Origin of the sequence: Microcoleus sp. T2B6 (assembly GCF_036700475.1) — a bacterium.
In the GTDB taxonomy this organism is placed as follows: domain Bacteria; phylum Cyanobacteriota; class Cyanobacteriia; order Cyanobacteriales; family Microcoleaceae; genus Microcoleus.
Genome location: NZ_JAUBOZ010000007.1, coordinates 34,649 through 58,058 on the forward strand (window position 1 = coordinate 34,649; position 23,410 = coordinate 58,058).

The 23,410-nt window shown below is 47.5% G+C and carries 20 protein-coding genes; 11 read left to right on the forward strand and 9 right to left on the reverse strand.

What is annotated here, in order from left to right; translation table 11 throughout:
• Window positions 1–903 precede the first annotated feature (903 nt).
• Together pirA and bioF are read right to left on the reverse strand one after the other, a co-directional pair.
• Window positions 904–1,053 carry an arginine synthesis PII-interacting regulator PirA gene (gene pirA / locus QUA00_RS04900; protein ID WP_172185012.1) on the reverse strand — a complete coding sequence of 50 codons (150 nt, stop codon included), beginning with the start codon at window positions 1,051–1,053 and terminating at the stop codon, window positions 904–906.
• A 256-nt stretch (window positions 1,054–1,309) separates the two neighbouring features.
• Window positions 1,310–2,482, reverse strand: a complete 1,173-nt coding sequence (gene bioF, locus QUA00_RS04905; protein ID WP_333408874.1) for an 8-amino-7-oxononanoate synthase — start codon at window positions 2,480–2,482, stop codon at window positions 1,310–1,312.
• 66 nt (window positions 2,483–2,548) lie between these two features.
• Between bioF and QUA00_RS04910 the strand changes: the two genes are divergently transcribed.
• Window positions 2,549–3,484 carry an exopolyphosphatase gene (locus tag QUA00_RS04910; protein WP_333145360.1) on the forward strand — a complete coding sequence of 312 codons (936 nt, stop codon included), beginning with the start codon at window positions 2,549–2,551 and terminating at the stop codon, window positions 3,482–3,484.
• Between the two features lie 123 nt (window positions 3,485–3,607).
• On the opposite strand, the gene QUA00_RS04915 is transcribed toward QUA00_RS04910, so the two are convergent.
• Both QUA00_RS04915 and QUA00_RS04920 read right to left on the reverse strand, forming a co-directional pair.
• Window positions 3,608–3,841, reverse strand: a complete 234-nt coding sequence (locus QUA00_RS04915; protein WP_333408875.1) for a hypothetical protein — start codon at window positions 3,839–3,841, stop codon at window positions 3,608–3,610.
• An 11-nt stretch (window positions 3,842–3,852) separates the two neighbouring features.
• Window positions 3,853–4,974, reverse strand: coding sequence for a glycosyltransferase family 4 protein (locus QUA00_RS04920; RefSeq protein ID WP_333145358.1), 1,122 nt, complete (start codon window positions 4,972–4,974; stop codon window positions 3,853–3,855).
• A gap of 60 nt (window positions 4,975–5,034) precedes the next feature.
• On the opposite strand from QUA00_RS04920, the gene QUA00_RS04925 reads away from it, so the two are divergent.
• Both QUA00_RS04925 and QUA00_RS04930 read left to right on the forward strand, forming a co-directional pair.
• Window positions 5,035–5,172 (forward strand): hypothetical protein, encoded by a 138-nt coding sequence (locus QUA00_RS04925; protein ID WP_333408876.1) that lies wholly within the window; start codon window positions 5,035–5,037, stop codon window positions 5,170–5,172.
• Between the two features lie 12 nt (window positions 5,173–5,184).
• On the forward strand, window positions 5,185–5,304 hold the full coding sequence (locus QUA00_RS04930) for a hypothetical protein (RefSeq protein WP_333300915.1): 120 nt from the start codon (window positions 5,185–5,187) through the stop codon (window positions 5,302–5,304).
• A gap of 705 nt (window positions 5,305–6,009) precedes the next feature.
• Here the strand turns inward: QUA00_RS04930 and QUA00_RS04935 are convergent.
• The 3 genes from QUA00_RS04935 to QUA00_RS04945 form a co-directional block, all read right to left on the reverse strand.
• Complete coding sequence (locus QUA00_RS04935; protein ID WP_333145356.1) at window positions 6,010–7,137, reverse strand: type II secretion system F family protein; 1,128 nt, start codon at window positions 7,135–7,137, stop codon at window positions 6,010–6,012.
• 161 nt (window positions 7,138–7,298) lie between these two features.
• The gene (locus tag QUA00_RS04940) at window positions 7,299–8,399 is read right to left on the reverse strand and encodes a type IV pilus twitching motility protein PilT (protein ID WP_333145355.1); all 1,101 of its coding nucleotides are present in this window, start codon (window positions 8,397–8,399) and stop codon (window positions 7,299–7,301) included.
• A gap of 75 nt (window positions 8,400–8,474) precedes the next feature.
• The gene (locus QUA00_RS04945) at window positions 8,475–10,484 is read right to left on the reverse strand and encodes a GspE/PulE family protein (RefSeq protein ID WP_333145353.1); all 2,010 of its coding nucleotides are present in this window, start codon (window positions 10,482–10,484) and stop codon (window positions 8,475–8,477) included.
• A 1,825-nt stretch (window positions 10,485–12,309) separates the two neighbouring features.
• Here QUA00_RS04945 and grpE point away from each other — a divergent pair.
• The 8 genes from grpE to QUA00_RS04985 all read left to right on the forward strand — a co-directional run bounded on the left by grpE (window position 12,310) and on the right by QUA00_RS04985 (window position 21,143).
• Entirely contained in the window at window positions 12,310–13,104 is a 795-nt protein-coding gene (grpE, locus tag QUA00_RS04950) for a nucleotide exchange factor GrpE (protein WP_333145352.1), read from the forward strand.
• 295 nt (window positions 13,105–13,399) lie between these two features.
• The gene (gene dnaK / locus QUA00_RS04955; protein ID WP_333408877.1) at window positions 13,400–15,565 is read left to right on the forward strand and encodes a molecular chaperone DnaK; all 2,166 of its coding nucleotides are present in this window, start codon (window positions 13,400–13,402) and stop codon (window positions 15,563–15,565) included.
• A 132-nt stretch (window positions 15,566–15,697) separates the two neighbouring features.
• Entirely contained in the window at window positions 15,698–16,825 is a 1,128-nt protein-coding gene (gene dnaJ / locus QUA00_RS04960) for a molecular chaperone DnaJ (RefSeq protein WP_333315507.1), read from the forward strand.
• Window positions 16,826–17,116: 291 nt separating this feature from the next.
• Window positions 17,117–17,407, forward strand: a complete 291-nt coding sequence (locus QUA00_RS04965; protein ID WP_333408878.1) for a sulfurtransferase TusA family protein — start codon at window positions 17,117–17,119, stop codon at window positions 17,405–17,407.
• Window positions 17,404–18,654 carry a ribosome small subunit-dependent GTPase A gene (gene rsgA / locus QUA00_RS04970; RefSeq protein ID WP_333408880.1) on the forward strand — a complete coding sequence of 417 codons (1,251 nt, stop codon included), beginning with the start codon at window positions 17,404–17,406 and terminating at the stop codon, window positions 18,652–18,654. The genes QUA00_RS04965 and rsgA overlap by 4 nt, the downstream gene beginning before the upstream one ends.
• A gap of 241 nt (window positions 18,655–18,895) precedes the next feature.
• A complete protein-coding gene (locus tag QUA00_RS04975) occupies window positions 18,896–19,681 on the forward strand; it encodes a MotA/TolQ/ExbB proton channel family protein (RefSeq protein WP_333309549.1) in 786 nt (261 codons plus the stop codon).
• 15 nt (window positions 19,682–19,696) lie between these two features.
• The gene (locus tag QUA00_RS04980; RefSeq protein WP_333145346.1) at window positions 19,697–20,425 is read left to right on the forward strand and encodes a biopolymer transporter ExbD; all 729 of its coding nucleotides are present in this window, start codon (window positions 19,697–19,699) and stop codon (window positions 20,423–20,425) included.
• 520 nt (window positions 20,426–20,945) lie between these two features.
• Window positions 20,946–21,143 carry an NblA/ycf18 family protein gene (locus QUA00_RS04985; protein ID WP_006635253.1) on the forward strand — a complete coding sequence of 66 codons (198 nt, stop codon included), beginning with the start codon at window positions 20,946–20,948 and terminating at the stop codon, window positions 21,141–21,143.
• 439 nt (window positions 21,144–21,582) lie between these two features.
• Here the strand turns inward: QUA00_RS04985 and QUA00_RS04990 are convergent, their stop codons facing one another.
• Window positions 21,583–22,032, reverse strand: coding sequence for a hypothetical protein (locus tag QUA00_RS04990; RefSeq protein ID WP_242722026.1), 450 nt, complete (start codon window positions 22,030–22,032; stop codon window positions 21,583–21,585).
• A gap of 80 nt (window positions 22,033–22,112) precedes the next feature.
• A complete protein-coding gene (locus QUA00_RS04995; RefSeq protein ID WP_333408881.1) occupies window positions 22,113–23,315 on the reverse strand; it encodes an anhydro-N-acetylmuramic acid kinase in 1,203 nt (400 codons plus the stop codon).
• Between the last annotated feature and the right edge of the window lie 95 nt (window positions 23,316–23,410).

Consider the following 23,410-nt stretch of genomic DNA (forward strand, 5'->3'; position numbering starts at 1 on the left):
AGCTGCCTTTCCCAGTCAACCATGAAAATCTATCTCAATCCGTCTTCAATATTACCAGGACTTACGCAACTGCCACATATCTGTGTACCAGCACCCTAAAATTAGACAATAAACATCAGCACATCGGGAATTTTTAGTTGCTCACTTCAATAAACATCAGAAAATCGGGAATTTTTAGTTGCTCACTTCAATGATTTGATAGAATCCCGTGTTTAATTTGATATATTATTTGACCTGTTTTATCCGCTCAACTTTTGAGCGCCTACCCCACACAAGTTCATGGCAAGCAATATGATTTGTTTGAATTATAGCTTGAAGGGACTGGCAAGATTCTCTCCCGGTTAATTGCTTGAGTTCCCTAAGAAATTGCTCAATTTTCTAACGAATAGCACACACATGAGTGTACGTCATTCGTGCGATTATTGAGTTTGGTCTTTAGTCGCGACTGTCAACTTGCGATCGATCCGGACTGGTTCAAGTGATGGGTGAGGGTGCGCCCTCACCATGTGCGAGTGGGGTAAGTCCTGTAGTTATTAGTAGGGCGCGCCTCGGCACAGTTTACTACAGATAAAAATACAAGGAATGCAGTATAACTCCTGTTGTCTTTTCTTCCCTCTTCCTTCTGACTTAATAACTAAGGCAAAAAATGGTTGACTGCGCTATTTGTAGAGTCTCTGGGGGGCGAGGCGCACTCTACAGATAAAGTTTGGGCGTCCAGGATTGTTCCCTCTTCCTTCTTTCTTCTTCCTTCTCAATAAAAAACCCCGGTTTCTTGAAGAAACCGGGATTTTTCCTACCAACTAAGAGAGGAGTCAAAACTTCACAGGTAGCGGTTGCCGGAATTCTGCATTTCTCGCACAACCCTCTAAACCAAACTACGGGCAAATTATAGTTGCAACTTTTTTAAAGCTGTCTCATTTCCTCTTCAAGCACCCGAACCAAATCTTGATTGCCACTGGATCTCGCTACCTCTATGCGGTGCATCAGTTGCTTGTGAATGTTAGCGCGGTGGGTTTCTGCTACTTTTTTTACGTTTTGACGATTTGTGTTCATGGTGGACGTTCCTTATATAAAATTTGGTGTACCTGCTACTTCTCTAATATAGCGCTAAATTCCAAAAAGTATCTAAATTTACAAAAAATTTACAGTTGTTGACCGATCGACCAAACTCCTGTATAAGATTGGTCATAAGTCAATAGCGATATCTTGACAATCAGAAGTCAGTAGTCATTAGGCCGATGCCCGATGCCCGATGCCCGATGCCCAACATTTACATTTAGTCAAGCGGTGCGCGGTACGCACCCTACATTTACTCAAAACTCAAAACTTGCAGCAGCGCCTCTACCAACTGCTGAAGGTGTGCGAGCTCGTGAGTTGCCATCAGCGAAATCCGAATTCGACTCACACTTACAGTCGGAGGCCGAATGGCGGGAGCAAAAATACCCATCTCCTTGAGTTTGCTGCCGACTGTTAAAGCGGAGGCTGCATCTTTTAACGGAAGACTGAAAATTGGGGAGAGGCAATTGCTAATTGGTAATTGGTGATTGGTAATGGCGCAATATTTGAAAGTTTTGATATTTTGTCGCAACCGAACTCGGCGTTCTGGTTCTTGCTGTACAATTCTCACAGCTTCCAAAGCAGCCGCCGCGTCAGCAGGCGTCAATGCTGTAGTATAAATCCAACTCGGAGCTCGATTACGCAGAAAATCAATTAAAGCAGCAGAGCCCGCAACGTAACCACCTAAACTTCCCAAAGCTTTGCTGAGTGTCCCCACTTGAATCAGCGGTGTTCCCGTACACCCGAAATGTTCTGCACAACCGGCACCGCTAGCACCGAAAACTCCTGTAGCGTGAGCTTCATCTACTAATACCATGCAGTTAAAGGTTTCGGCCACAGCCAACAACTGCGGCAGCGGACACAAGTCCCCATCCATGCTAAAGACGCTATCGGTAATAATTAAACACTTGCGGTATCTCGCGCGATTTTGCTCTAGCTTGGCCGTTAAATCCTCAAGATTGCAGTGACTGTACTCTAGGGCAGTTGCACCGCTGAGTGTGGCTCCGTTTTTCAGGCTCGAATGGTTGTACTTGTCAGATAATATCAAATCGCGCTTGCCGACAACGGATGCGATCGCCCCTAGATTCGCCAAATATCCCGAACTGAATACTAAAGCATCTTCAGTTTGTTTTAACTTAGCAATAGCTTGTTCTAGCTGTCGGTGCAAATCGCGGTGTCCGCTGACCAACCTCGAACCCGTCGCACCCGTACCAAATTCCTTAGTTGCAGCCATAGCAGCTTGGATTAACCTGTCATCGCCGGCAAGTCCCAGATAATCGTTGCTGGCAAAGTTAATCAGCCTGTGGCCTGCTAACTTTACCACAGGCCCAGGGGAACTTTCGATCGATTGTGGCGATCGATACCAATCGGCACGGCGAATAGTGTCGAGAGACTTCTCTATCCAAGCGTAAGGGTCTGCGTTCATATTGGAAAGCGATCGGGTAATAAGTTATATTGTCTTATAATCAGTCCCTGCCTATCACAGAAGCATATGCCACTCACTAAAAAATACAGATTAGTCACCCGCAGCGATTTTGACGGTCTTGTCTGTGCCGTTTTGCTCAAAGAACTCGATATGATCGACGAGATTAAATTCGTGCATCCTAAAGATATGCAGGATGGGAAAATCGAAATAACAAATAACGATATTAGCACCAATTTACCCTATGTGGAGGGAGTTCATCTAGCTTTCGATCACCATTTCAGCGAAACTCTTAGACACGAGAAAATCAAAATTAACCACATCATCGATCCCTATGCAGCTTCGGCGGCTAGGGTACTGTACAAATATTATGGAGGTCAAGCAAAGTTTCCTGATATTTCTGAGGCGATGATGCTGGCCGTTGACAAATCAGATTCCGCTCAATTTGCGAAAGAAGAGGTTCTGCAGCCGCAAGAATGGGTGCTGTTAAACTTCATAATGGACGCCCGAACGGGGTTGGGAAGGTTTAAAGAATTTACCGTTTCCAATTATCAGTTAATGATGCAGTTAATCGATTACTGCAAATATCATACCATCGAGGAAATCTTGCAGCTTCCTGATGTAAAAGAAAGAGTAGACCTCTACTTCGAGCAAGAAGAAAAATTTAAAGAGCAAATACAGCGATGCGCCAAAGTTTATAATAATTTAGTTGTTTTGGATTTGCGTAACGAAGAGGTGATATATGCAGGGAATCGTTTTGTAATATACGCTTTGTTCCCCGATTGCAATATATCGATTCACGTACTTTGGGGACTGAAACAACAAAATACTGTTTTCGCAGTTGGCAAGTCAATCTTTAACAAAACTTCAAAAACTAATATTGGGGAGTTAATGTTAAGATATGGCGGCGGTGGGCACCAGAATGCCGGAACTTGTCAGATTGAGAACGATAAAGCTAGTCAAGTTTTGAAAGAGTTAATTGCCCAGATAGAGCAAAATGGTTAAATTGGCTTTATCTTTTTTGCAGTCAGGACTTGAGTCTTTGATTATTTATTTTAATTTTCAGCACTAAAGTCCTTACTACAAACGGGGATTTTTAGGACTGAAGTCCTTACTGCAAACGGGAGTTTAGTCCTCAAGGTTTTGATCTGGCGGGTTCTGAACATTGAGATTTTCTGAACAGTTGCCTTTGACTGGTGGCAAATGGTCTACCAAACCCATATCAAAAGCGATATCGGGCAACTCATCAGCGTTATATTTTCCTGGCTCAAACAATCGCCCGGAAGTAAAACAAGGCTGTTTCAATCGTACCACTTCCCCCGCTGAAAACATTCCCCTAAACATTTTGCGTTCGAGTCCCATAATTTCCGATCCTAAAACAACTTTCGCATTAATCTTAACAATTTTTGAGCGGCAGCTTCCCAATTAAATAAATCCGCCGTCTCTCTAGCTTTTTGACCTACCCGAAAACGCATCGGGTCTTCAACAATTTTTCGTAACTGTTCGCGAACAGACTGAATATTTGGCTCGGCCCAATGAGGAGAATTTCTGATTTTTAGATACTGAGTATCGTAACACTTTCCGACCGGAATTAGATCGTAAGCAATGGGATAGCAGTTATCCGCATTGGCGTACTCAGTCGGGCCGCCGTACATAGTCATAGCAACGGGCAAACCTGCTGCAAAGGCATCCAAAATTTTAATCGCAAAACCCTCCCCGCGAAACGGAGCTAAAAAAGCATCTGCTGACAAGTATAAATCAGCTAGTTCTGCTTTATTATAAAATTTAGGGATTATCAGAATTTTTGCCTTTAACTTGCCGAGCTGCTTTTCGATATTGGCGAGATGTTCCACTATAACATCTGGATTTTTACCTCCATCTTTGATTATTAACTCTACGTTAGAATCATCTTTAAACTCTTCCCAAAAAGCTTGAATGACCAGATCCGTGCCAAATCTATAGAAATCAAAAGAATTGGTCATGTGCAGAATATGTTTTACATCTTTTGGTTTTTTTGGGGATCGGGGCAAATAGAGTTGCGAGATTAAAGGATTGAAACCTAGAGGCATGACGGATACGTTAGCCGCAGGACATCCAGCTTGTATTAAAACGTTTTTAGAATATTCGCTGACGGCTAGTTTGTGAGATGCAGTGTTAACAGCATCGTAAATCCAGTAATCATAATCCTCATGGTTTTTGGCGAATTCGTAATTGATCGCAAAAAGTTCTAAGTTGAGATGTCCGTTGAGTTCTTTTAAAAAATAAGGTTTCCAATAATGAGACCATTTGATATGAAATAAATCTGAGGGTGCGGTGTTCATCCACTTTTCTAGCAGGTGGTTTTCTTCTGCTGTGGAATGGCGACTGAGATGAGAGGCTATTGTTGATGGTTCGACCGAAATAGGAATTCCCATTTGGTGTAAAGTTTTCGCCAGGGATAGCGTAATATCAGCGAAGGAGTTAAAGTGTTGAAAACCAACGTTAAAGTGAACCATATTTATTGGTTATTAGTGCAGGGTAATCGCATCTGATTTGGTATAAATTGTACTTGACAAATGACAGAAAATGCACAGGCCAGATGTATGGCTGCGGTGGAGACGGGATCGGCGACCAACAAGCAGTTAAACTGGGAATGGACTCCCGGCAGGTATCCCTCACTCAGGCAGATGGAAAAAGGCTGTCGTCAAATCTAGCGCCAACGGAACATTGTGGAACGTGCTATCAAGCGACTCAAGCAATGGAGTCGGAGCGCTATTCGATATGAGAAGCTGCCTGCCAATTATACAGCCACGATCGCGATCGCCTGCATTCTGTTGTGGTTATAGTTGGAATACACGCCCTAGGCAAGAACACCTGATGGAGATAAATCAACTAGGTGGAACCGCTGATGAGTGCTTAGCTCGCTATCAGCATCGCACTCAATTTTCATTCCTTAGTTTACGAGCTGCGCTTGAAAGATGCTGTCAAATGTTTAAAAATTTTCCCTCACCATTATACCTTAATTAAGATGCGATTCCCCTGTAATATCTCTGAGTATTTTTTTTATTCTTTATCTTCTGGGAGTCTTCAAATTGGCAAAATTTTCTAAAAAACTGACCTTTAATATATTCACCGAAGGCCATGAATCTGTTTGTTTTGGTTGGTGATTTAAAGTTTGAGTAAAACCTTTTGCCATTGATAGCATCCATCAACTACAATAACTACATAGAAATTTATTCGGATTTAACTGTAGCATATTTTGGGTTCAAATTAAGATGCGTTTACCCTGGAGCGTAAAGCCAGGATTAGGCAGCAGTTAAATCTGTCTGCCTATCCTACTTGAGTTTGGTGACATTTTCGTAAGTTGTCACCAATGGGAAGACCCTGGTAATGAAGATTTGGAGGCAGAGCCTCCAAATTGTTTTCTCCTTTTAATCGAGGATGTGCCTCCTCCAAAAGTCTGCCCAGGCAGAGCCTGGGGACGATTGAAATAGTCATTGGTCAGGCGTTAATTGCTACTAACTAATCACTAATAACTAATTAGCTCTTTTTTACAGCTTCTGGAACACTGCGAACATCGGCAGATACATCGACAGCAAAATCGAACCTACGATACCACCGACGACAACAATCATCAGAGGTTCTAGCATACTGGTAAGTCCTTTTACTGCTTCTTCCACTTCCGTTTCGTAGAAAGCGCCAACTTTCATCAGCATCTTGTCAAGTTCCCCTGTCTCCTCCCCAATTGCCATCATTTGAATGGCCAAAGACGGAAAAACAGCTTGTTCTTGCAAAGCAATACTGATCATGCCACCGCTTTGAATTTCCTGTCTCGCATATTCGATCGCATTAGATATCGCCTGATTCCCCGCCACATCTCGCACAATTTCCAAAGAATTGAGAATCGGCACGCCCGATCGCGTCAGCGACCCAAATATCACGCAAAAGCGAGCCACCGCAGATTTTTCGATCAAATCTCCAAAAATCGGCAACTTCATCGCAATTCTATCAATTTGTAGGCGACCTATGGGAGTTTTGTAGTACATATCGAAGGCAATTTTGAGCGCTATAATCACCCCAATAACTGTCACCTGTTGAATTGGAGGCCAAGCCGTACAAAATGCACTAATTGCCAACATAAACAACGTAAATGCTGGCAAATCTGCACCAATATCCTTAAAAATTTTGGCGAAAGTTGGCAGCAAGAATATAGTCATTGCGAAAAAAATCACGATCGCGATAGAAAACACCGTCTTCGGATAAGACATCGCCGAATTAATTTCAGCCTCCGTCTTGTGATTTTTTTCCATCATCACCGCCAGACGATCTAGGGTTTCATCCAGCACCCCCCCGACTTCTCCCGCCGCCACCATACTAATAAACAGTTGGTCAAAAACATCAGGAAACTTAGCCATCGCCTCTGCCAAGTTTATCCCCTCCTGCACGTCAGCATTCATGCTCCTGAGCGCTCGCTTCAGCTTAGCATTAGAACACTGCTCGTGCAGCACAGAAAGGCATCGAACGATCGCCACCCCTGCATTAAACATAGCCGCAAACTGACGAGCAAAAATAGCCATATCCTTAACAGTAAGGCTGGTAAGGTTATATTCAATTTGCTCCTGAATCTTACTGAAATCAAAGCCACCTTTCGGTTTTTCGCGGATAACGTTGGTAGCCACAGCTCACCTCTGAAAATTTATTAAAACTTAGTTGTCAGTTGTCAGGTGTCAGTTGTCAGTTGTTAGTTGTTAGTTGTTACCCATAATTAATAACAACGGCTAACGGCCAACTGACTAATGACCAATGACTAATAACTAATGACTAATGACTGCCGACTGAATTAATGAGCCCCTACCTTTTTGCCATCACCAACAGGTGCCGGGCCGATCAAGCGTTCGAGTTCGTCAGCCTTAGAAGCCTTGGCCATTGCCGATTCCCAAGTGACTTTACCGCTCTTGTAAAGTTCAGCGAGGGCCATTTCCATCGTCCTCATCCCCAATTTTGCCCCCATTTGGATTTGAGAGTAAATCATCGGAGTTTTGCCCTCCCGGATCAAGTTAGCCATAGCTGGAGTATTTACCATGATTTCCATAGCGCAGCAGCGGCCGCCCCCAACTTTTATGACCAAATTTTGGCTGCAAATTCCCACCAAAGAGTTAGACACCTGGGCGCGAACTTGGGGTTGTTGAATGGGCGGGAACACGTCCAAAATCCGATCGATCGTTGCAGCAGCCGAATTAGTGTGCAGCGTTCCCATCACCATGTGACCCGTTTCTGCCGCCGAAATTGCCAGACCGATCGTTTCCAAGTCCCGCATTTCCCCCACGAGAATTACATCCGGATCTTCGCGCAAAGCAGCTTTCAGCGCATTAGCAAAGCTCTTTGTATCTTCGCCCTTTTGGCGCTGGTGAAACAAACTCTTGATATTAGGAAACACATATTCGATCGGATCTTCAACTGTTAGAATGTGTTCCGCCCGCGTCCGGTTGACGAGATCCAACAACGCCGCCATCGTAGTAGTTTTCCCGGAACCCGTTTGTCCCGTCACCAACAGCATACCCCTGGGTCTTTCCGTCAGATCCCGCAAAATCTGCGGCACGCCTAAAGCATCGGCGTTAGGAATCTTAGAAGCCAGAGCCCGCATACAAGCAGCCCAAGCACCCCGCTCCCGGTAGACATTGACGCGGAACCGAGCCAATCCCCGAACGCCGTAAGCGCAGTCGAGTTCCCACTCCATTTCCAACTGCTTGCGCTGCATATTGTTGAGCATTTGGAAAATTAGGATCTGCACTTCCTCAGCAGACAGAATGTCGCCGTATTGCGTCTGAGGAGTTAGTTTCCCGCTGACTCGGAAGAATATAGGCGCGCCCGCTTGGATATGTATGTCCGAACCCCCTTGCTCTACCAGGGACTCCAGTACGTCTTCAATCATCAGACCCATAGATACCTCTCCTCGATCGAATTGATAGTTATTGACCAATCTAGCTCAGTTAACAGTCAACAGTTAACTGTTGAATCAATCCAAAAAGCGTGGCGTCAAGCAGTACGGACAATCCAGCATCTCCGGCTTCAATTGCGCCTGACAAGTTTTGCAGGTAAGTCCCTGCTTGCTTTTTGCTTTCATTTCAGCCTCCAGGCCAGAGTCTGTAAACGTCACACGCTCGACTTCTTCAAAAGTAGTCGCGCCTTCCCGCACCAACTGCAAGCTGTAAGCCAGTAGCGTTTTCATCCCTTCTTCCACTGCTGCTTCCTTAATTTGCTCTGTGGGAGCTCCTTGAGTGATCAGAGTTTGAAGCCGCTCAGTATTTTTCAGGAACTCGTAAACCCCTACCCGTCCTTTGTAGCCTATGCCGCCGCACTTCCGACAAAGTTGCTCGCGTTCTGCCAGTTCCTTCCTTTCCTCCACCGGTATGGTGTTGGCTTTGTAAACAGTTAGATCAATTTCTTGAGAAGGCGACAGACCGTACTTGCCGAGTTCTGCGGCAGTAGGCTGGTAAGGAATGCAGCATTTGTCGCAAACGCGCCGCATCAGACGCTGAGCCAACACGCCCAACAGAGCGGCCGAAACCATGAACGGTTCTACGCCCATTTCTGCCAAACGCGCGATCGACCCGGCCGCGTCGTTCGTGTGCAGCGTCGTCAGCACCAAGTGTCCGGTCAAAGCAGCTTCCAGAGCCGTTTTTGCCGTTTCCTTGTCCCGCGTTTCCCCCACCAGCATCACGTCAGGGTCTTGCCGCAAAAAGGCCCGCAGAATGTTGGAAAAAGTCAAGTCTTTTTCCCGAATTACTTGACATTGGGTAATTCCTGGCAAAGCATATTCGATCGGGTCTTCCGCCGTACTGATATTAACCCCCGGATCGTTCCGTTCCGACAGAATCGAGTAGAGAGTAGTTGATTTGCCCGAACCCGTCGGCCCCGTCACCAAAATCAGTCCGAACGGACGGCTAGCACTTTCTCGCACTAAAGCCAGAGTTTCTTCGTCGGAGATTAACAAACCCAAACCCAACTGAGTGCTGGAACTGTCCAAAATCCGCAGCACGATTTTTTCGCCGTACCGGGAAGGCAAGCAGTTCACCCGGAAATCCACCGTGCGTCCCTCAAACACCCGGCGGATGCGGCCGTCTTGAGCTTGTCGGCGTTCGGCAATATCCAGGTTGGCAATAATCTTGAAACGAGCGGTAATCGATGCGACTACCTGCTTGGGAAACCGGAAATACTCTTGCAGTACCCCGTCTTTCCGCATCCGAATCCGCATGAACTCTTCTTGAGGTTCTACGTGGATGTCAGACACCTTTTCCGACAAAGCTTTAGCCAAAATGATATTGACGGCCTTAATTACCGGAGCCGCCTCAGCATCGTCCAAAGTGTTAGCGAGGTCTTCTTGGTCGGCAGTCTCCTCTTCTAGGGAGAGTTCGCCAAAATCTCCCTCCCCTAAATCCATCTTTCTCTGCTTTTCGGCTGCTGCTATTTTGGCTGCTACCTTAACTTGCTCGTCTTGATAGGCCGAAGTTATGTCCTGATAGTCGTCTGGCGTAATCACCCGTCGCTGCAAAGCCAAGCCGTGAGGCTGTAAAATCCGCCGCAAATCTTCTATGGCGTTGAGGTTGTCGGGATCTACCATTGCCACTAAAACCGCCGCCGGCTCAGTTTCAGTCTTCGCTACGGGTAAAAACCGACCTTGGTGACAAATGTCGATCGAAATCTTCAACGCCTCGAGCATAACTCCGAGTTGCTCGTTAGACATTTCGCTCATCTCCGGGTCAAATGCTTCAACGCCGTAGACTATCTTCCGTTCAAACATCTGCTGCTTCTTGTAAAGTCGCAGCAATTCTGGAGGCAACGGCTGCCCGGTAAGTGCTTCTAATACCTCAGTCAACCGCTTACCCGACTTCTGGCTTTCAATTTGAGCTTGCTTCACTTGCTCGCCGTTGACGTAACCCGACAGAATCATCTTGGTGAGAGCCGGAGGAAATTGGCTCACAGAAACTATGGATGTGGAGGAGCGAAGCGGGGATGTGCTAGTCATAAAAAACACTCAATAGGTGGGAAACTCAGTCACACAGAGTGCTGAGAGGAAAACCAAGGCGGGGTTTTAACCCCCGTATTCTTTGCTTATGGATCAGCTATAGGGGTTCTCAAGCGTTGTGAGGTATGGGGGCTTTGTCCTATGCCTATGCCCACGGAGGCCACGGAGGCCACGGAGGCCACGGAGGCCACGGAGCCCTATGAGCACCTCATGTTACTGAGAAAGGCTATATGATTTTCTTGCTCAATCCCTATCTCTACAGTGTAAGCTCGCACTCCCCTCTAAGCTTCGTCCACAAATTGACGAGATGTTGGAGGGATTTGCGGGTGCTTGCAATCAAATCTTGTTCGTTGAGTGCTAAGTTGCTTACTTACCTGATTAACTTGCGGGATACTCTCGTTATAGCGTCAGGGCACATCACTTGGAGGTTCCCCGTACCGGGAGAGAAAAGCGGGGCGGGGTGTGTCCCCCTCCCAGGCTAATTCTATTTTCCCAAATTGTTTGCTCGAATTACAGCGCCCGTGGTGGCGCGGTTAGCTGTACTAAATTAAAGATGAGCTCTGTTCTGTGATGATAGCTTTTACGAAAGCCTCGATCGCCCTTTTGAAATATATTTTGATTAATTATCTGCGATCGGTCACTGCCCGATCGTCGGCTGCATGAGCCCCCTGGGCCAATTTTGAGCAACTCTAGTTTTGGGTCAGTAAATATTACTTTGATTCTATCATGGTGTCCGAACCTTTGTGAGGTAAGCTTGACGGTTCAAAAATCTTGGCAAGAGGCAAATTAGATATCAATCGTATTTACAGATGAACACCTCCGCCAGACCAGCTAAAGTCTATCATTTGACTGGCCAAAATTCGATACTTCAAGCGACTTCGGCGGTATCCACTCAGAAAAACCACACCCCCAATTCGCATCAAGATTAACAACCTAGTATCTGAGTTACACAAGCACACAGCTAACTACTTAGTCACTCCATACAAATTGCTCTTTCTCCTGACTTGGGAAACTCAGCAAATGGTAACAAATGCCAGCGTCAGCTTGTGACTAACACAGTCTGACCGACGATAACTTTAAGTTTCTCTCGTTTTAAGTAAACATTGAAACATCAAGCCTCCTAAGTGGGAATATTGTAGTAGACTTAACAGGCAAATATACTTATAAAAATTGTTGTAAAGGCGATCGCGTTAATTAAAAATCAGGAACCAACAAACGTTGGGTTTGCCCCATTAATGCCATAATATTATACCTAAATATTTAAACGGGGCTTTGAATATTTTATGGAAAGCTTTGAGCAATGTCTCCAGGTCGGGCGAGACTTCCTCTTTTCACATTGTGCCATACACTCTAAATTAGAGTCCTCTAGATTTACCGGGTTAACTGTATCTGCTAGAATTGATAGGGTTCTGTCGCGCAGCTTTTGTCAGGAACCTCAGCTATCAGGCATGAGGCTTGAAAGAGAAATCTCGAAAGCCGTTCTGACCAGATTAAGGCTTAATTGCCTACGTTTTGAGAGTCACGACACCCTGGAATGCGTAGCTAGTTCCTTGCTCTGTCGCTGAAGGTTAAACAGTTCTAAGGTCACGCTTTACAGTGCTTTGGGCCTAACAAGCTCTCAAAACATTGTCGAAGCTAACATTACCCCGCAAGGGAGGCTCGAAAAGAGCAAAACACTATGCGTACAGGGCTGGGAAGTTTGAGGCGGTAATTGTCCCGTTGAAAGTGCAACACAAAAGCACACCGAGCCAACCAGTCCCAAGGCGGTAGTAAATCAAAAATGTAAAGCCGTCCTTTTAGGACGGGGTTTCTACCCATTTTTCTGATGATTGACGAGGAAAAACAGCAAGATCAAGATCCTAACTCAACTGGGGAAACCACCCCAGAGGGTTCGCCAATGGCAAGCGAAAATCCGGCGGCATCAGGAAACTCGAACGAATCGGCGGATTGGGAGCTCGAACTTGCTCGAGCTTATCAAAGTGCTCAGGGCGATCGCACCCCAGCAAACGCATCGGGGCCTACCGTCACCGGCAGTTCAACCAACAGTCCGACTGCAGACGCGGCGGAGCCTTGGAAGAAGGAACTGGCCCAGGCCAACGATGAAAAAGAGGCTTTAAAAACTCAGTTGCAAGCCACATCCGCTCAACTAGAAGAACTGAAAAATCAAAATCTCCGCCTAGCAGCAGATTTTGAGAACTTCCGCAGGCGTACCCAAAAGGAAAAAGAAGAGCTAGATTTACAGGCAAGGTGTCTCACGATTAAACCCCTGTTGCCGGTAATTGACAATTTCGAGCGCGCTCGATCGCACATCAAGCCGCAAACCGATGGCGAAATGAACATTCACAAAAGCTACCAAAGCGTTTACAAGCAAATGGTAGACGGCCTCAAGCAAATCGGGGTTTCTCCGATGCGCCCCGAAGGCGAACAGTTTGACCCCAACCTCCACGAAGCTCTGCTGAGCGAGCCAAGTGACGAACACGAGGAAGGAACAATTATCCAAGAACTAGAACGCGGCTACATTCTGGGCGATCGCGTATTGCGGCACGCCAAAGTGAAAGTTGCAGCGGCTGGGCTATCTGTGGTAGCCTCAGATGAAAATCCCGATAGTTCGGAAGGTTAATCGGGATACAAGCTACTGCATTCCTCAAAGTCACTTACCCCCGAATAGAATTCGGGGGTTCCAAGGTGGCAGACTCACCAACTTCTTACATTAAAGATGACTAAAAGCAGGTCAGCGCTTTATCCAAAAATTCTGAAAAATGTTTTTACCCGTCTTTGATATTGCCTGATTGACATCAAGTTTATTTCCTACAAATCAGGTCGGGTGATGCTTGTTTGAACAAGCTGAGTCGTTTTTCTTCCCCCAACCTGTAGTTGGAGGTTTCCAAACATCCCACAAAGTTTTATGAGGCGCTATGGGAAAAATTATTGGAATTGACTTAGGCACAACTAACAGTTGCGTAGCTGTGTTAGAGGGCGGTAAACCCGTCGTGATCGCCAATTCCGAGGGCGGCCGCACAACTCCGAGTATAGTAGGATTCGGCAAGGCGGGCGATCGCTTAGTAGGTCAACTAGCCAAGCGGCAAGCTGTAACTAATGCTGTAAATACTGTCTACAGTATAAAACGATTTATCGGACGGCGGTGGGACGACACGGAAGAAGAACGAGCGCGGACTCCCTATACCTGCATAAAAGGCAAAGACGATACCGTTAACGTCCAAATTCGGAACAAGGTTCACACTCCCCAAGAAATCTCGGCAATGGTACTCCAAAAGCTCAAGCAAGATGCTGAAGCTTATTTGGGACAAACTGTTACCCAAGCCGTGATTACAGTGCCAGCGTACTTCACAGACGCCCAACGGCAAGCTACTAAAGACGCCGGTACGATCGCCGGCCTAGAAGTCCTGCGGATCGTCAACGAACCGACAGCGGCAGCCCTTTCCTACGGGCTGGACAAGCAAAATATAGAACAGAAAATCTTGGTCTTTGACCTAGGCGGCGGTACTTTCGACGTTTCGATCCTGCAACTGGGAGACGGAATTTTTGAAGTCAACGCTACCTCCGGTAACAACCATCTCGGAGGAGATGACTTTGACGACTGCATAGTGCAGTGGCTGGTAGAAGCTTTCCGCACTCAAGAAGGCAGTGACCTCTCACAAGACAAAATGGCCTTGCAGCGCCTCCGAGAAGCTGCGGAAAAAGCGAAAATCGAACTCTCCAACCGGGAATCCACCTCAATCAATTTGCCCTTCATCTCTTCTGACGAGAAAGGGCCGAAGCATTTGGAAATGGAACTCTCCAAAGCTCAGTTTGAAAAACTGGTGGCTCATTTGGTGCAAGCGACGATCGATCCGGTGACTCAAGCCCTCAAAGACGCAAGTTTGACCCCCAAAGACATAGACAGGATTATTTTAGTGGGAGGCTCAACCCGGATTCCGGCAGTTCAAAAGGCAATTAGCAAGTATTTTGGGGGCGTTTCTCCCGATAAATCCGTCAATCCCGACGAAGCTGTAGCGGTAGGCGCGGCAATTCAAGCCGGGGTGCTGGGTGGTGAAGTCAAAGACTTGCTGCTGCTTGATGTGACGCCGCTTTCCCTGGGGCTCGAAACCTTGGGCGGGGTGTTTACCAAAGTAATAGAGCGCAATACAACTATTCCCACCAGCCGATCGCAAATGTACAGCACGGCGGCAGACGGGCAAACCTCGGTAGAAATTCACGTACTCCAAGGCGAGCGGGCATTGGTTAAAGACAATAAAAGTCTCGGCAAATTCCTGCTCAAAGGCATTCCCCCAGCTCCCCGTGGCGTACCTCAAATCGAAGTTACCTTTGAAATCGATGCCAACGGGATTCTCAAAGTGGCTGCTGAAGACAAGGGAACCGGAAAAGAACAAAGCATCCAAATTTCCAATACAGGGGGATTGAGCGAAACCGAAGTCGAGCGGATGCGACAAGAAGCCGAACTTTACGCCGACGAGGACATCAAGCGCGCTCTACTCGTCGAACTCAAAAATCAAGCTGACTCCCTCGTCTATAATTGTGGTGTAACTTTAAAAACCAACGCGCAACTGTTGAGTGACGAGCTCAAGGCCGAAGCGGAAACAGCCGCAGCAGCCTTGCGGGCAGCGATGACTAACCCCGACATCACAATCGAGGAACTCACCCCCGCAATCGAATCTTTCAAGCAACTGCTATACTCGCTGGGGACAGCAGTCTACGACCAAGCCCGCAGCGGGGTAGCCCCGTCAGGAGCTGTTGTTGAAAGCGAGATGATCTCAGAGGTAGAATCATCAGAACCAGAAGAGGTTAAAGCGGACGACGACAGCATTTTGCTGAAAGAAGAGCTGCAGGTGGCGCCCCAAGCTCCGCCGGCACCAAAGCCGGAACCAAAGCCGGCACCAAAGCCGGCACCAAAGCCGGAACCAAAGCTGGAATCCAAGCCGGAATCCAAGCCGGAGCGACAGTCAAAACGACAGTCAAATCCACAGTCAAATCCACAGTCAAGTCCACAGTCAAATCCACAGTCAAAACAAAAACAGAAGGTTCCCGAACCAGAAGTTGATGATATGAATCCTTTCCTTTAAAACAGAAAAGCTAAAAATTAAAAGTTAAAAATTAACAATGAGAATTTTTGATTTTTAATCTGTAATTTCAGGAAAGGTCGCCCGTTTTTTTTTCGTACACTTTTTGTTATTTACCTCCAGGCAAGCAGCTCTATGGCCGGTGATTACTATGAAATATTAGGCGTTTCTCGCAGCGCAGACAAAGAAGAAATTAAGCGTGCTTACCGCCGCCTAGCTCGCAAGTACCATCCAGATGTCAACAAAGAATCCGGTGCCGAGGAGCGGTTTAAAGAAATTAACCGCGCCTACGAGGTACTCTCAGAACCAGAAACCCGCGCCCGTTTCGATCGTTTCGGCGAAGCAGGCGTCAGCGGTGCAGGCGCACCTGGTTTCCAAGACTTTGGTGACAGCTTTGCCGATATTTTTGAAAGCTTCTTTCAGGGTTTTCAGGGAGGTGTCGGTCAACAACAGCAAGGTCGCAGGCGCAGCGGGCCGGTGCGCGGAGACGATTTGCGACTCGATTTGCGGCTGGATTTTCGGGAAGCAGTGTTTGGTGGGGAAAAAGAACTCCGCATCAAGCATCTAGAAACCTGCGAAACTTGCACGGGGACTGGCGCCAAACCGGGAACCAGACCCCAAACCTGCTCGACTTGTACCGGCAGCGGTCAAGTCCGACGCGCTACCCGCACTCCTTTCGGCAGCTTTACTCAAGTTTCAGTTTGCCCCACTTGCAACGGCACCGGGCAAGTGATTGAGGATAAGTGCGAAACTTGCGGCGGCCGCGGCCAGAAAGAAGTGATGAAAAAGCTGAAAATCACAATTCCGGCTGGGGTTGACAACGGTACTCGCTTGCGGGTTTCCAATGAAGGGGATGCCGGCAAACTGGGCGGGCCGCCCGGAGATCTTTACGTGTTCTTGGCGGTGAATGAAGACCCGCTATTTAAGCGCGACGGCACTAACGTTAGCTCGGAAGTTAAGATTAGTTATTTGCAAGCAATTTTGGGATGCCGGTTGGAAGTGGAAACCGTAGACGGGCCGACGGAGTTGTTGATTCCTAGCGGAACTCAGGCGAATACTGTTCTGACTCTTGAGAAAAAAGGGGTGCCTCGGTTAGGAAATCCAGTCAGTCGCGGCGATCATTTGATTACGGTGTCTATTGACATTCCGACTAAGGTGACGGCTGAGGAACGGGATTTGCTGATGCAGCTTGCTAAGCTGAAGGGCGATCGTACTGGTAAAGGCGGCTTGGAAGGATTTCTGGGCAATTTGTTTCAGAAATAAGCAATTTTTGACACCAATTGGTGTCAAATTTTCCTGTTGGAGGATTCCCAGGCAATTTGTTTTAGTATCTGTCAAAAAATTGTGTGCAATTGCTCACAAAAATCCCAGGTGGGACGCTTCCTGGGCATTGCGTTTCCGCAGCCCTCAAAAAAGTGAGCGCAATTGCGCTCACTTTTTTCAGAAAGAATAATAGTCTGTGTCCAATTGGACACAAAATTTTAGATTCTCCAGTTTCCACGCAACTTGTTTAAAAAACTACGGCTTTCAGGATTTGAGATTGCAAAAAGCATTATGAATTCAACATCGAAAATTGAAAATCCCAAATCCCCAGATGCCAAAATCGATCTGCGTGGTACTCCGTGTCCTCTGAATTTTGTCCGCACTAAACTGCGCTTGGAGCAAATGGCACCGGGTGCTGTTTTGGAGGTGTGGCTGGATGCTGGGGAGCCGATCGAACAAGTGCCCGATAGTCTCAAAATGGAAGGCTACCAGATTCTCGAAACGGAATTTGTCGCGGATCAGCCGGAGTCGGGCTATTTTTCAATGAAAGTGCAGCGCCCAGAAGACAAGGAAGCAGGATGAGCCTGAATTCACCCTCGATCGTGGGTACTGTAATTGCTGTTCAGGCTAACTTCTACCAAGTGAGGTTAGATCCCGAAGTCTCCATTGACGGGGAAAAGGCCCCCCTTGCAGATTCTCCGACTCTCCTGTGCACTCGTCGCACTAGACTGAAAAAAATTGGTCAACAGGTGATGGTGGGCGATCGCGTGGTGGTAGACGAACCGGACTGGACTGACCGCCGGGGAGCAATTTCTGAAGTCTTCCCCCGCCAAACAGAACTCAACCGCCCGCCTGTAGCTAATGCCGATCGCATTCTCCTTGTTTTTGCCCTTGCTGAACCAGACTTAGATCCCGCGTCATTAACTCGGTTTTTAGTCAAGGCAGAATCTACAGGTTTAGAGGTGAGTTTGTGCCTCAACAAATGCGATTTGGTGACGCCCGATGAGTTGGAACAGTGGCGCGATCGGCTTTCAGGCTGGGGCTACGAACCCATGTTTATTAGCGTCCGCAGCGGTGTAGGAGTTCAGGAAGCCCCCGCTAATGGTCAAAATGAAATTTTTGCCTCGGAACCGCATTTCAATGACTTAGCGGAGAAAATAGAGCCATCTCTGCTGAGTTCTGAGGATAACCCCCACATTCCAAATTTAGTCAAGCCGTTACATCCGTTAAATCCCGTACATATGCCGTTGCCGAACTTGCTGCTCGACCACCTGCAAGGGAAAATAACGGTAATTTGTGGCCCTTCTGGGGTTGGCAAGTCCAGCTTAATCAACCAACTGATCCCGGCCCTGAATCTGCGAGTGAACGCTGTTTCCGGCAAACTCGGCCGCGGGCGCCACACGACTCGCCATGTAGAATTATTTGAACTCCCCGGCGGCGGACTTTTGGCCGATACTCCGGGCTTTAATCAGCCGGCTCTCGAATGCGATCCCTCAGAGTTAGCTCAATATTTCCCAGAAGCGCGCCAGAGGCTGGCTGTGGGTAGCTGCCAATTTAGTGATTGTTCGCACCGAGACGAGCCTAACTGTGTGGTGCGGGGCGGTTGGGAGCGCTATGAGTATTACTTGCAGTTTCTCGAAGAGGCGATCGTCCGCCAGCAACAAGAGCAAAACTCTAGTAGCGCCGAATCGAGTTTGAAGCAGCAAACCAAGTCGGATGGTACGCAGCATTACGAACCGAAGCTGCAAACTAAAAAATATCGCCGCTCTTCCCGCCGCCTTCAACACCAATCGCTGCAAGATATGTGTCAAGATTTAGACGAGTTGTGAGGAAGTCGCCGCCCATCGCGCGCCGGCACTAGAAAACAGTACCAAGACTTACCCGGAAACCGGGTTTGCTCGACGAAAATACTTCGTTGTACCCCGATGCCCATTTCCCAAAATCGGCTTTCTTTAGTCGCGAGTGCGTAAGTCCTGAGTACATTAATAGCTAAAATTAAATGGCCTTAGATTTGTTAAAAAAAGTAGAACAGAAGCAAAAGTTAGCGGGTACTGCAGGAGCAAAAATATTGTGAATATTCAAGAACTGTTTGAAAAAGGCGGCCCCGCCATGTGGCCCCTGTTGCTGTTATCGATTTTATCTTTGAGTACAATTATCGAGCGCTTGTGGTTTTGGGCAAGCCTCCTGAGCAAAGAAAAGCAGATAGTTAACCGGATTCTTGAAGCGGCTCGCAGCGATTGGGGGGCTGCTAACGAGATTGCCAGACAAGCTAACCGACAGCCGATCGGGCGATTTCTTTCTGCACCCCTGCGGCTCTACAATCCCGAACCAGACTTATTTCGACTCGCACTTGAAGCTGCAGCCGATGAAGAGTTGGCTTCGATGCGTCGCGGTGACAAAATCTTAGAAGCTACGATCGCTCTAGCCCCTTTGCTGGGCTTGCTAGGAACAGTTTTGGGCTTGATTAACTCGCTCAGTTCCATCCGTCTGGGCGACATCGGCACGGCGGCAACAACTGGCGTAACTTTGGGGATTAGCGAGGCGCTGATCACGACTGCTACTGGGATGATAGTAGCAATTTTTAGCTTGGCCTTTTATAGGATATTTCAAGCTTTTTTGTTCAACCAGGCCAAAATATTTCGCAAAGCTGGAAATGAACTGGAATTGCTTTACAGGCAATACTGGCCTGCAGCTAATGCTAAGGGTCGAGCACCCGGTGCAGAATACAGCAATTCTTCTTTTGGTGCAGATGGTTTGAACAGGCGTTCTCTCAATTCTCAAGAATCGGGAGAACGGAATCGGGAGCCGAAATTGAAAGGTTCCGATCCGGCTGAAGATTCCCCTTCTAATAATTAGAATCAAGGAGAACTGATGAAGATTAATCTAGATACTCCTGCGGAAGAGGCTCGGATTGAACTGGTGCCTTTAATTGACGTGATCTTTTGCATTCTGACGTTTTTTCTCCTGGCGGCTTTGCAACTGACTCGGCAGCAAGCCATTAATGTGGATTTGCCTAAAGCGAAGACGGGACAAGTACAGATGCGAGAGATGCTGATTGTCAGCATTGACGATTTCGGGCAAACTTATATCGACCAATTGCCTGTTAATTACCAACAGCTCGATCGAGTTTTAAAGAGTTTCCAAAGCCAGAATCCTACGGGGTTGATGGTGCTGTACGCTCCTCAAAATGCTAGATATGCCAAAGTTGTCGAGGTTTTAGACAAATTGAGAGAGGTAGGGGGCGATAGAGTTGCCCTGGCAACTCTTCCTAGTTCGGCTCCCTCCCCATTGCCCAATACCTCGCTTCCCAATTCTGGCATTCCTGCGGCACCTGCGATCGGCAATTCCGGTCAACCCCTGCCGTCTCCTGTGCCTCCGGGGCAGCAACAGTTCAACCCCAATCAGTTTCAATCCCCTCTCCCCACTTCTGGGCAGCAGCAGTTCAATCCGAATCAGTTTCAATCCCCTCTCCCGGCTCCACAGCAGCCTAGTAACTTTGGGGCAAATCAGGGCATTCCTCCGGTTTCGCCTGCACCCGCTGCTCCCAATTTCAGACCCGGAATCGCCACTCCACCGCAGGATGGCGGGCCCTCGAATTAGTTAGGAAGAAGGTTCGGCAACGGATTGTGTAACGGATGTAACGGATGTAACGGATGTCAGTCCGATGTCCGTCGGAAGAAGGGAGAAGGAAGAAGGGAGAAATAGAAATTTTCCCAATCTCCCCATCTGCCCCTCTCCCCATCTTCCACTCTCCTCATCTCCCCCTCTCCCCCTCTCCCCCTCTCCCCCTCGCGGAGAGAATCTCCGCCGGATTTGGTATAAAGGGCTTCAATTCTTTTGGTTCGTACTGAGCCTTTTTTCTCTTGACAAGTAGATACACTTGTATATGCCTGCGGAAGGAACTTTTGCAGACATCTCGGCATCTCTATCCAGAAGTAAGTTATTTCCTAGGACATATGGTAATTTTGTCAAATCATTGTTACCTTTTGTAATATAGACTAAAGCCAGATGGGAAATCGGGCATCCCGAAACCAATGGTCGATCGCTGAAACAACTTACAAATCTGGTTAATCCAGGTGTTCACTTTTAAGTCACCTTTACTTACAGAGGAGTCAAAGTCATGAGCCAACCAGCAGAATTGTCTTTGGAACAGCAATTTAGCCTGTGTTCCTTCAAAACACAGGTAAGTGACATGAGCCGTGAACAAGCTCAGGAGTTTTTGGTCAAGCTTTACGAGCAAATGATGCTACGAGAAACCATGTACCGCCATTTTCTGAAACACCACTGGGGTTTAGAACCTAACCCAGGCGTTGAATAACCAAGAGTCGCAGTCGGCGACCTCCGTCTCTTACTCTGTTCCCTCAAGCGGAAAGGAGTTGGGGGTGATGGGGCGTCACTCGAAGGCAGAAGGTAGAAGGTAGAAGGCATCTGTACAGACGTGAGGAAAATTTGACAATTCCTTTGTGGATTTCACTGAATGTGGAAGTCGAGGTAAGCAGTTTGTCGATCGACACCACCGGAGATCGCAAAGATAATTTATCGCGCCTCGACTCGAAAATTGGATAACTCTTAATAATAAGTGTTAATTTTTTAACCCATTAAAATTTTTAACTATTAAATATATTTGTCTTTAGTTGCAGCGGATAAGGTTTGACCGCAATGGCGCTAGTCGGACATCTGAGCGCGACATCCGACTAGCAAAACCTTCAATTTTCACATCAAACCCTAGAACTCGCAAATGTGGACTCTAGAAAGAGTTATTCCCCCTGACGTTCGAGAGTTGCTTCCATTGTACTCGTCAAGTAATGACCAGACATGATGCCGCTAGATTGGTAGTAGCGGTTGTCATCAACCCGGTGAAGGGTATCAAAACCCGTCCGCCGCTGGCGTTCGTCTCCCAATACCCAATAACGCTGGACGATCGACTGGGGAGCAATCCAACCTTCGCCCTCGACGCGGGCGAGTTCGCTGTGTTGGAGTACAAAAGTATACTGCCGTTCATCGCTGTTGAGGTGTCCTCGGTACTGCAAAATAATCTCTTCGCGATCGCCTCCAGGAAATACGAGCTTGGTCACCATACTGAACCAATCTGTTCGGTTCCAGCTCACTAAAGTTTTGCCTTTAACCGTAATTGGCACGCCATTGCGCTCAATCCAGCTTCCTTCGAGCGTCCATTGGCCAGATTCCATTAAAAACGTGTGAGCCACAGTGCTGTTCCTATGCTTTTCCTGCTGGCTACAATGCTGGTGCAACAACGCACAGCCGTTGTCCCTCAGACTCTATGCTATCACGCCCAACTGTGCCAACAAGAGTTAATTTCTCCTAAAAGTACCGATGTCCGGGCACCAGTCACTTGAGGCAGATTGCCGGGAATGCCCCGAACCCGCCATGCGGCTAAAACCGCGAAAGCGATCGCCTCTTTAAAATCTACATTCAAGCCTGCCTCAGAAGTAGTCAACACTTGCACTGGATGCAATTGAGATTGCAATCGGCGTTTTAAGTAGAGATTGTGGCTGCCGCCCCCGCATAGTAAAACTCGATCGGGCATAGCCGGTAAAAAAGTTTGGTAACTGTGAACGATCGAGGCAACAGTCAGTTCTGTCAGAGTAGCCAGCACGTCAGCAGGACTGAGGTTGTAACCTTCGGCCTCGACCAAACACCTGTCAAAATAGTCTACACCAAATAGCTCTCGCCCCGTTGATTTCGGCGGTGCTTGGCGGAAGAAGTCTGATGCGAGCCAATCCTCGACTAAAGTTTGACAGGGAGTGCCCGATGCCGCCCAAACTCCACCTTCGTCGATCGTCTTAGTGCCGCCTGAGAAGTGCTGTACTGCCAAATCTAACAGGGAATTCGCCGGGCCTGTATCCCAGCCGGATATGCCATCCCCAAGACTGAAAATCTCAGACTCGTCATTTTTTCCCCTTTTTCCCCTAGCCGGAAGATAGGTAACATTGCCAATTCCCCCCAGATTTTGGATGCAGAGGCTGAGGTTGGGGTCCGCCAGCAGGCAGGCATCAACTATTGGCACTAAGGGTGCTCCTTGACCCCCGGCAGCAATGTCTGCCGATCGAAAGTTACTCACCGTAGTAATTCCTGTCAATTCCGCAATTAGCGCGCCCCGCCCCAGTTGCAAGCTGTAGCCCATTAACGCACCGGCGCTGTCTTTCTGGGCTTTCCCAGGAGGTCGGTGGTAGACGGTTTGACCGTGAGAGCCGATTAATTCGGCTTTATCATATTCTGCTTGAATTGTCAAGGCCACCGTGGCAAATTCTTGGGCGATGGCATCATCTAATTCCGCTAGTTCAGCCATTGACAAAGCTGAGCCACTGCAAACCGAGAGAATTTGCGATCGCAAATTAGCAGGATAAGAGAAAGTCTTGCCGGCCACCAATTGCACTTTCAAGTCTGTTTGGGAACCGACGACATCCACCAAAGCAGCATCAATGCCATCCACCGACGTGCCGCTGATCAAACCGATAACGCGGGTCATTCAATTTTAGATTTTAGATTTTAGATTTTAGATTTTAGATTGTTCACTTTTTCGATTTTTCGATTTTAGATGGTCGGGTGCGATCGGGCGATCGA

What these genes read in the sequence shown, in the direction of transcription:
- QUA00_RS04965 (WP_333408878.1), top strand. Translation starts at nt 17,117, where the DNA reads ATGAATTCAACATCGAAAATTGAAAATCCCAAATCCCCAGATGCCAAA.
- rsgA (WP_333408880.1), top strand. Translation starts at nt 17,404, where the DNA reads ATGAGCCTGAATTCACCCTCGATCGTGGGTACTGTAATTGCTGTTCAG.
- QUA00_RS04995 (WP_333408881.1), bottom strand. Translation starts at nt 23,315, where the DNA reads ATGACCCGCGTTATCGGTTTGATCAGCGGCACGTCGGTGGATGGCATT.
- QUA00_RS04910 (WP_333145360.1), top strand. Translation starts at nt 2,549, where the DNA reads ATGCCACTCACTAAAAAATACAGATTAGTCACCCGCAGCGATTTTGAC.
- QUA00_RS04985 (WP_006635253.1), top strand. Translation starts at nt 20,946, where the DNA reads ATGAGCCAACCAGCAGAATTGTCTTTGGAACAGCAATTTAGCCTGTGT.
- QUA00_RS04940 (WP_333145355.1), bottom strand. Translation starts at nt 8,399, where the DNA reads ATGGGTCTGATGATTGAAGACGTACTGGAGTCCCTGGTAGAGCAAGGG.
- QUA00_RS04920 (WP_333145358.1), bottom strand. Translation starts at nt 4,974, where the DNA reads ATGGTTCACTTTAACGTTGGTTTTCAACACTTTAACTCCTTCGCTGAT.
- grpE (WP_333145352.1), top strand. Translation starts at nt 12,310, where the DNA reads ATGATTGACGAGGAAAAACAGCAAGATCAAGATCCTAACTCAACTGGG.
- QUA00_RS04945 (WP_333145353.1), bottom strand. Translation starts at nt 10,484, where the DNA reads ATGACTAGCACATCCCCGCTTCGCTCCTCCACATCCATAGTTTCTGTG.
- pirA (WP_172185012.1), bottom strand. Translation starts at nt 1,053, where the DNA reads ATGAACACAAATCGTCAAAACGTAAAAAAAGTAGCAGAAACCCACCGC.
- QUA00_RS04980 (WP_333145346.1), top strand. Translation starts at nt 19,697, where the DNA reads ATGAAGATTAATCTAGATACTCCTGCGGAAGAGGCTCGGATTGAACTG.
- QUA00_RS04915 (WP_333408875.1), bottom strand. Translation starts at nt 3,841, where the DNA reads ATGGGACTCGAACGCAAAATGTTTAGGGGAATGTTTTCAGCGGGGGAA.
- QUA00_RS04925 (WP_333408876.1), top strand. Translation starts at nt 5,035, where the DNA reads ATGACAGAAAATGCACAGGCCAGATGTATGGCTGCGGTGGAGACGGGA.
- bioF (WP_333408874.1), bottom strand. Translation starts at nt 2,482, where the DNA reads ATGAACGCAGACCCTTACGCTTGGATAGAGAAGTCTCTCGACACTATT.
- dnaK (WP_333408877.1), top strand. Translation starts at nt 13,400, where the DNA reads ATGGGAAAAATTATTGGAATTGACTTAGGCACAACTAACAGTTGCGTA.
- dnaJ (WP_333315507.1), top strand. Translation starts at nt 15,698, where the DNA reads ATGGCCGGTGATTACTATGAAATATTAGGCGTTTCTCGCAGCGCAGAC.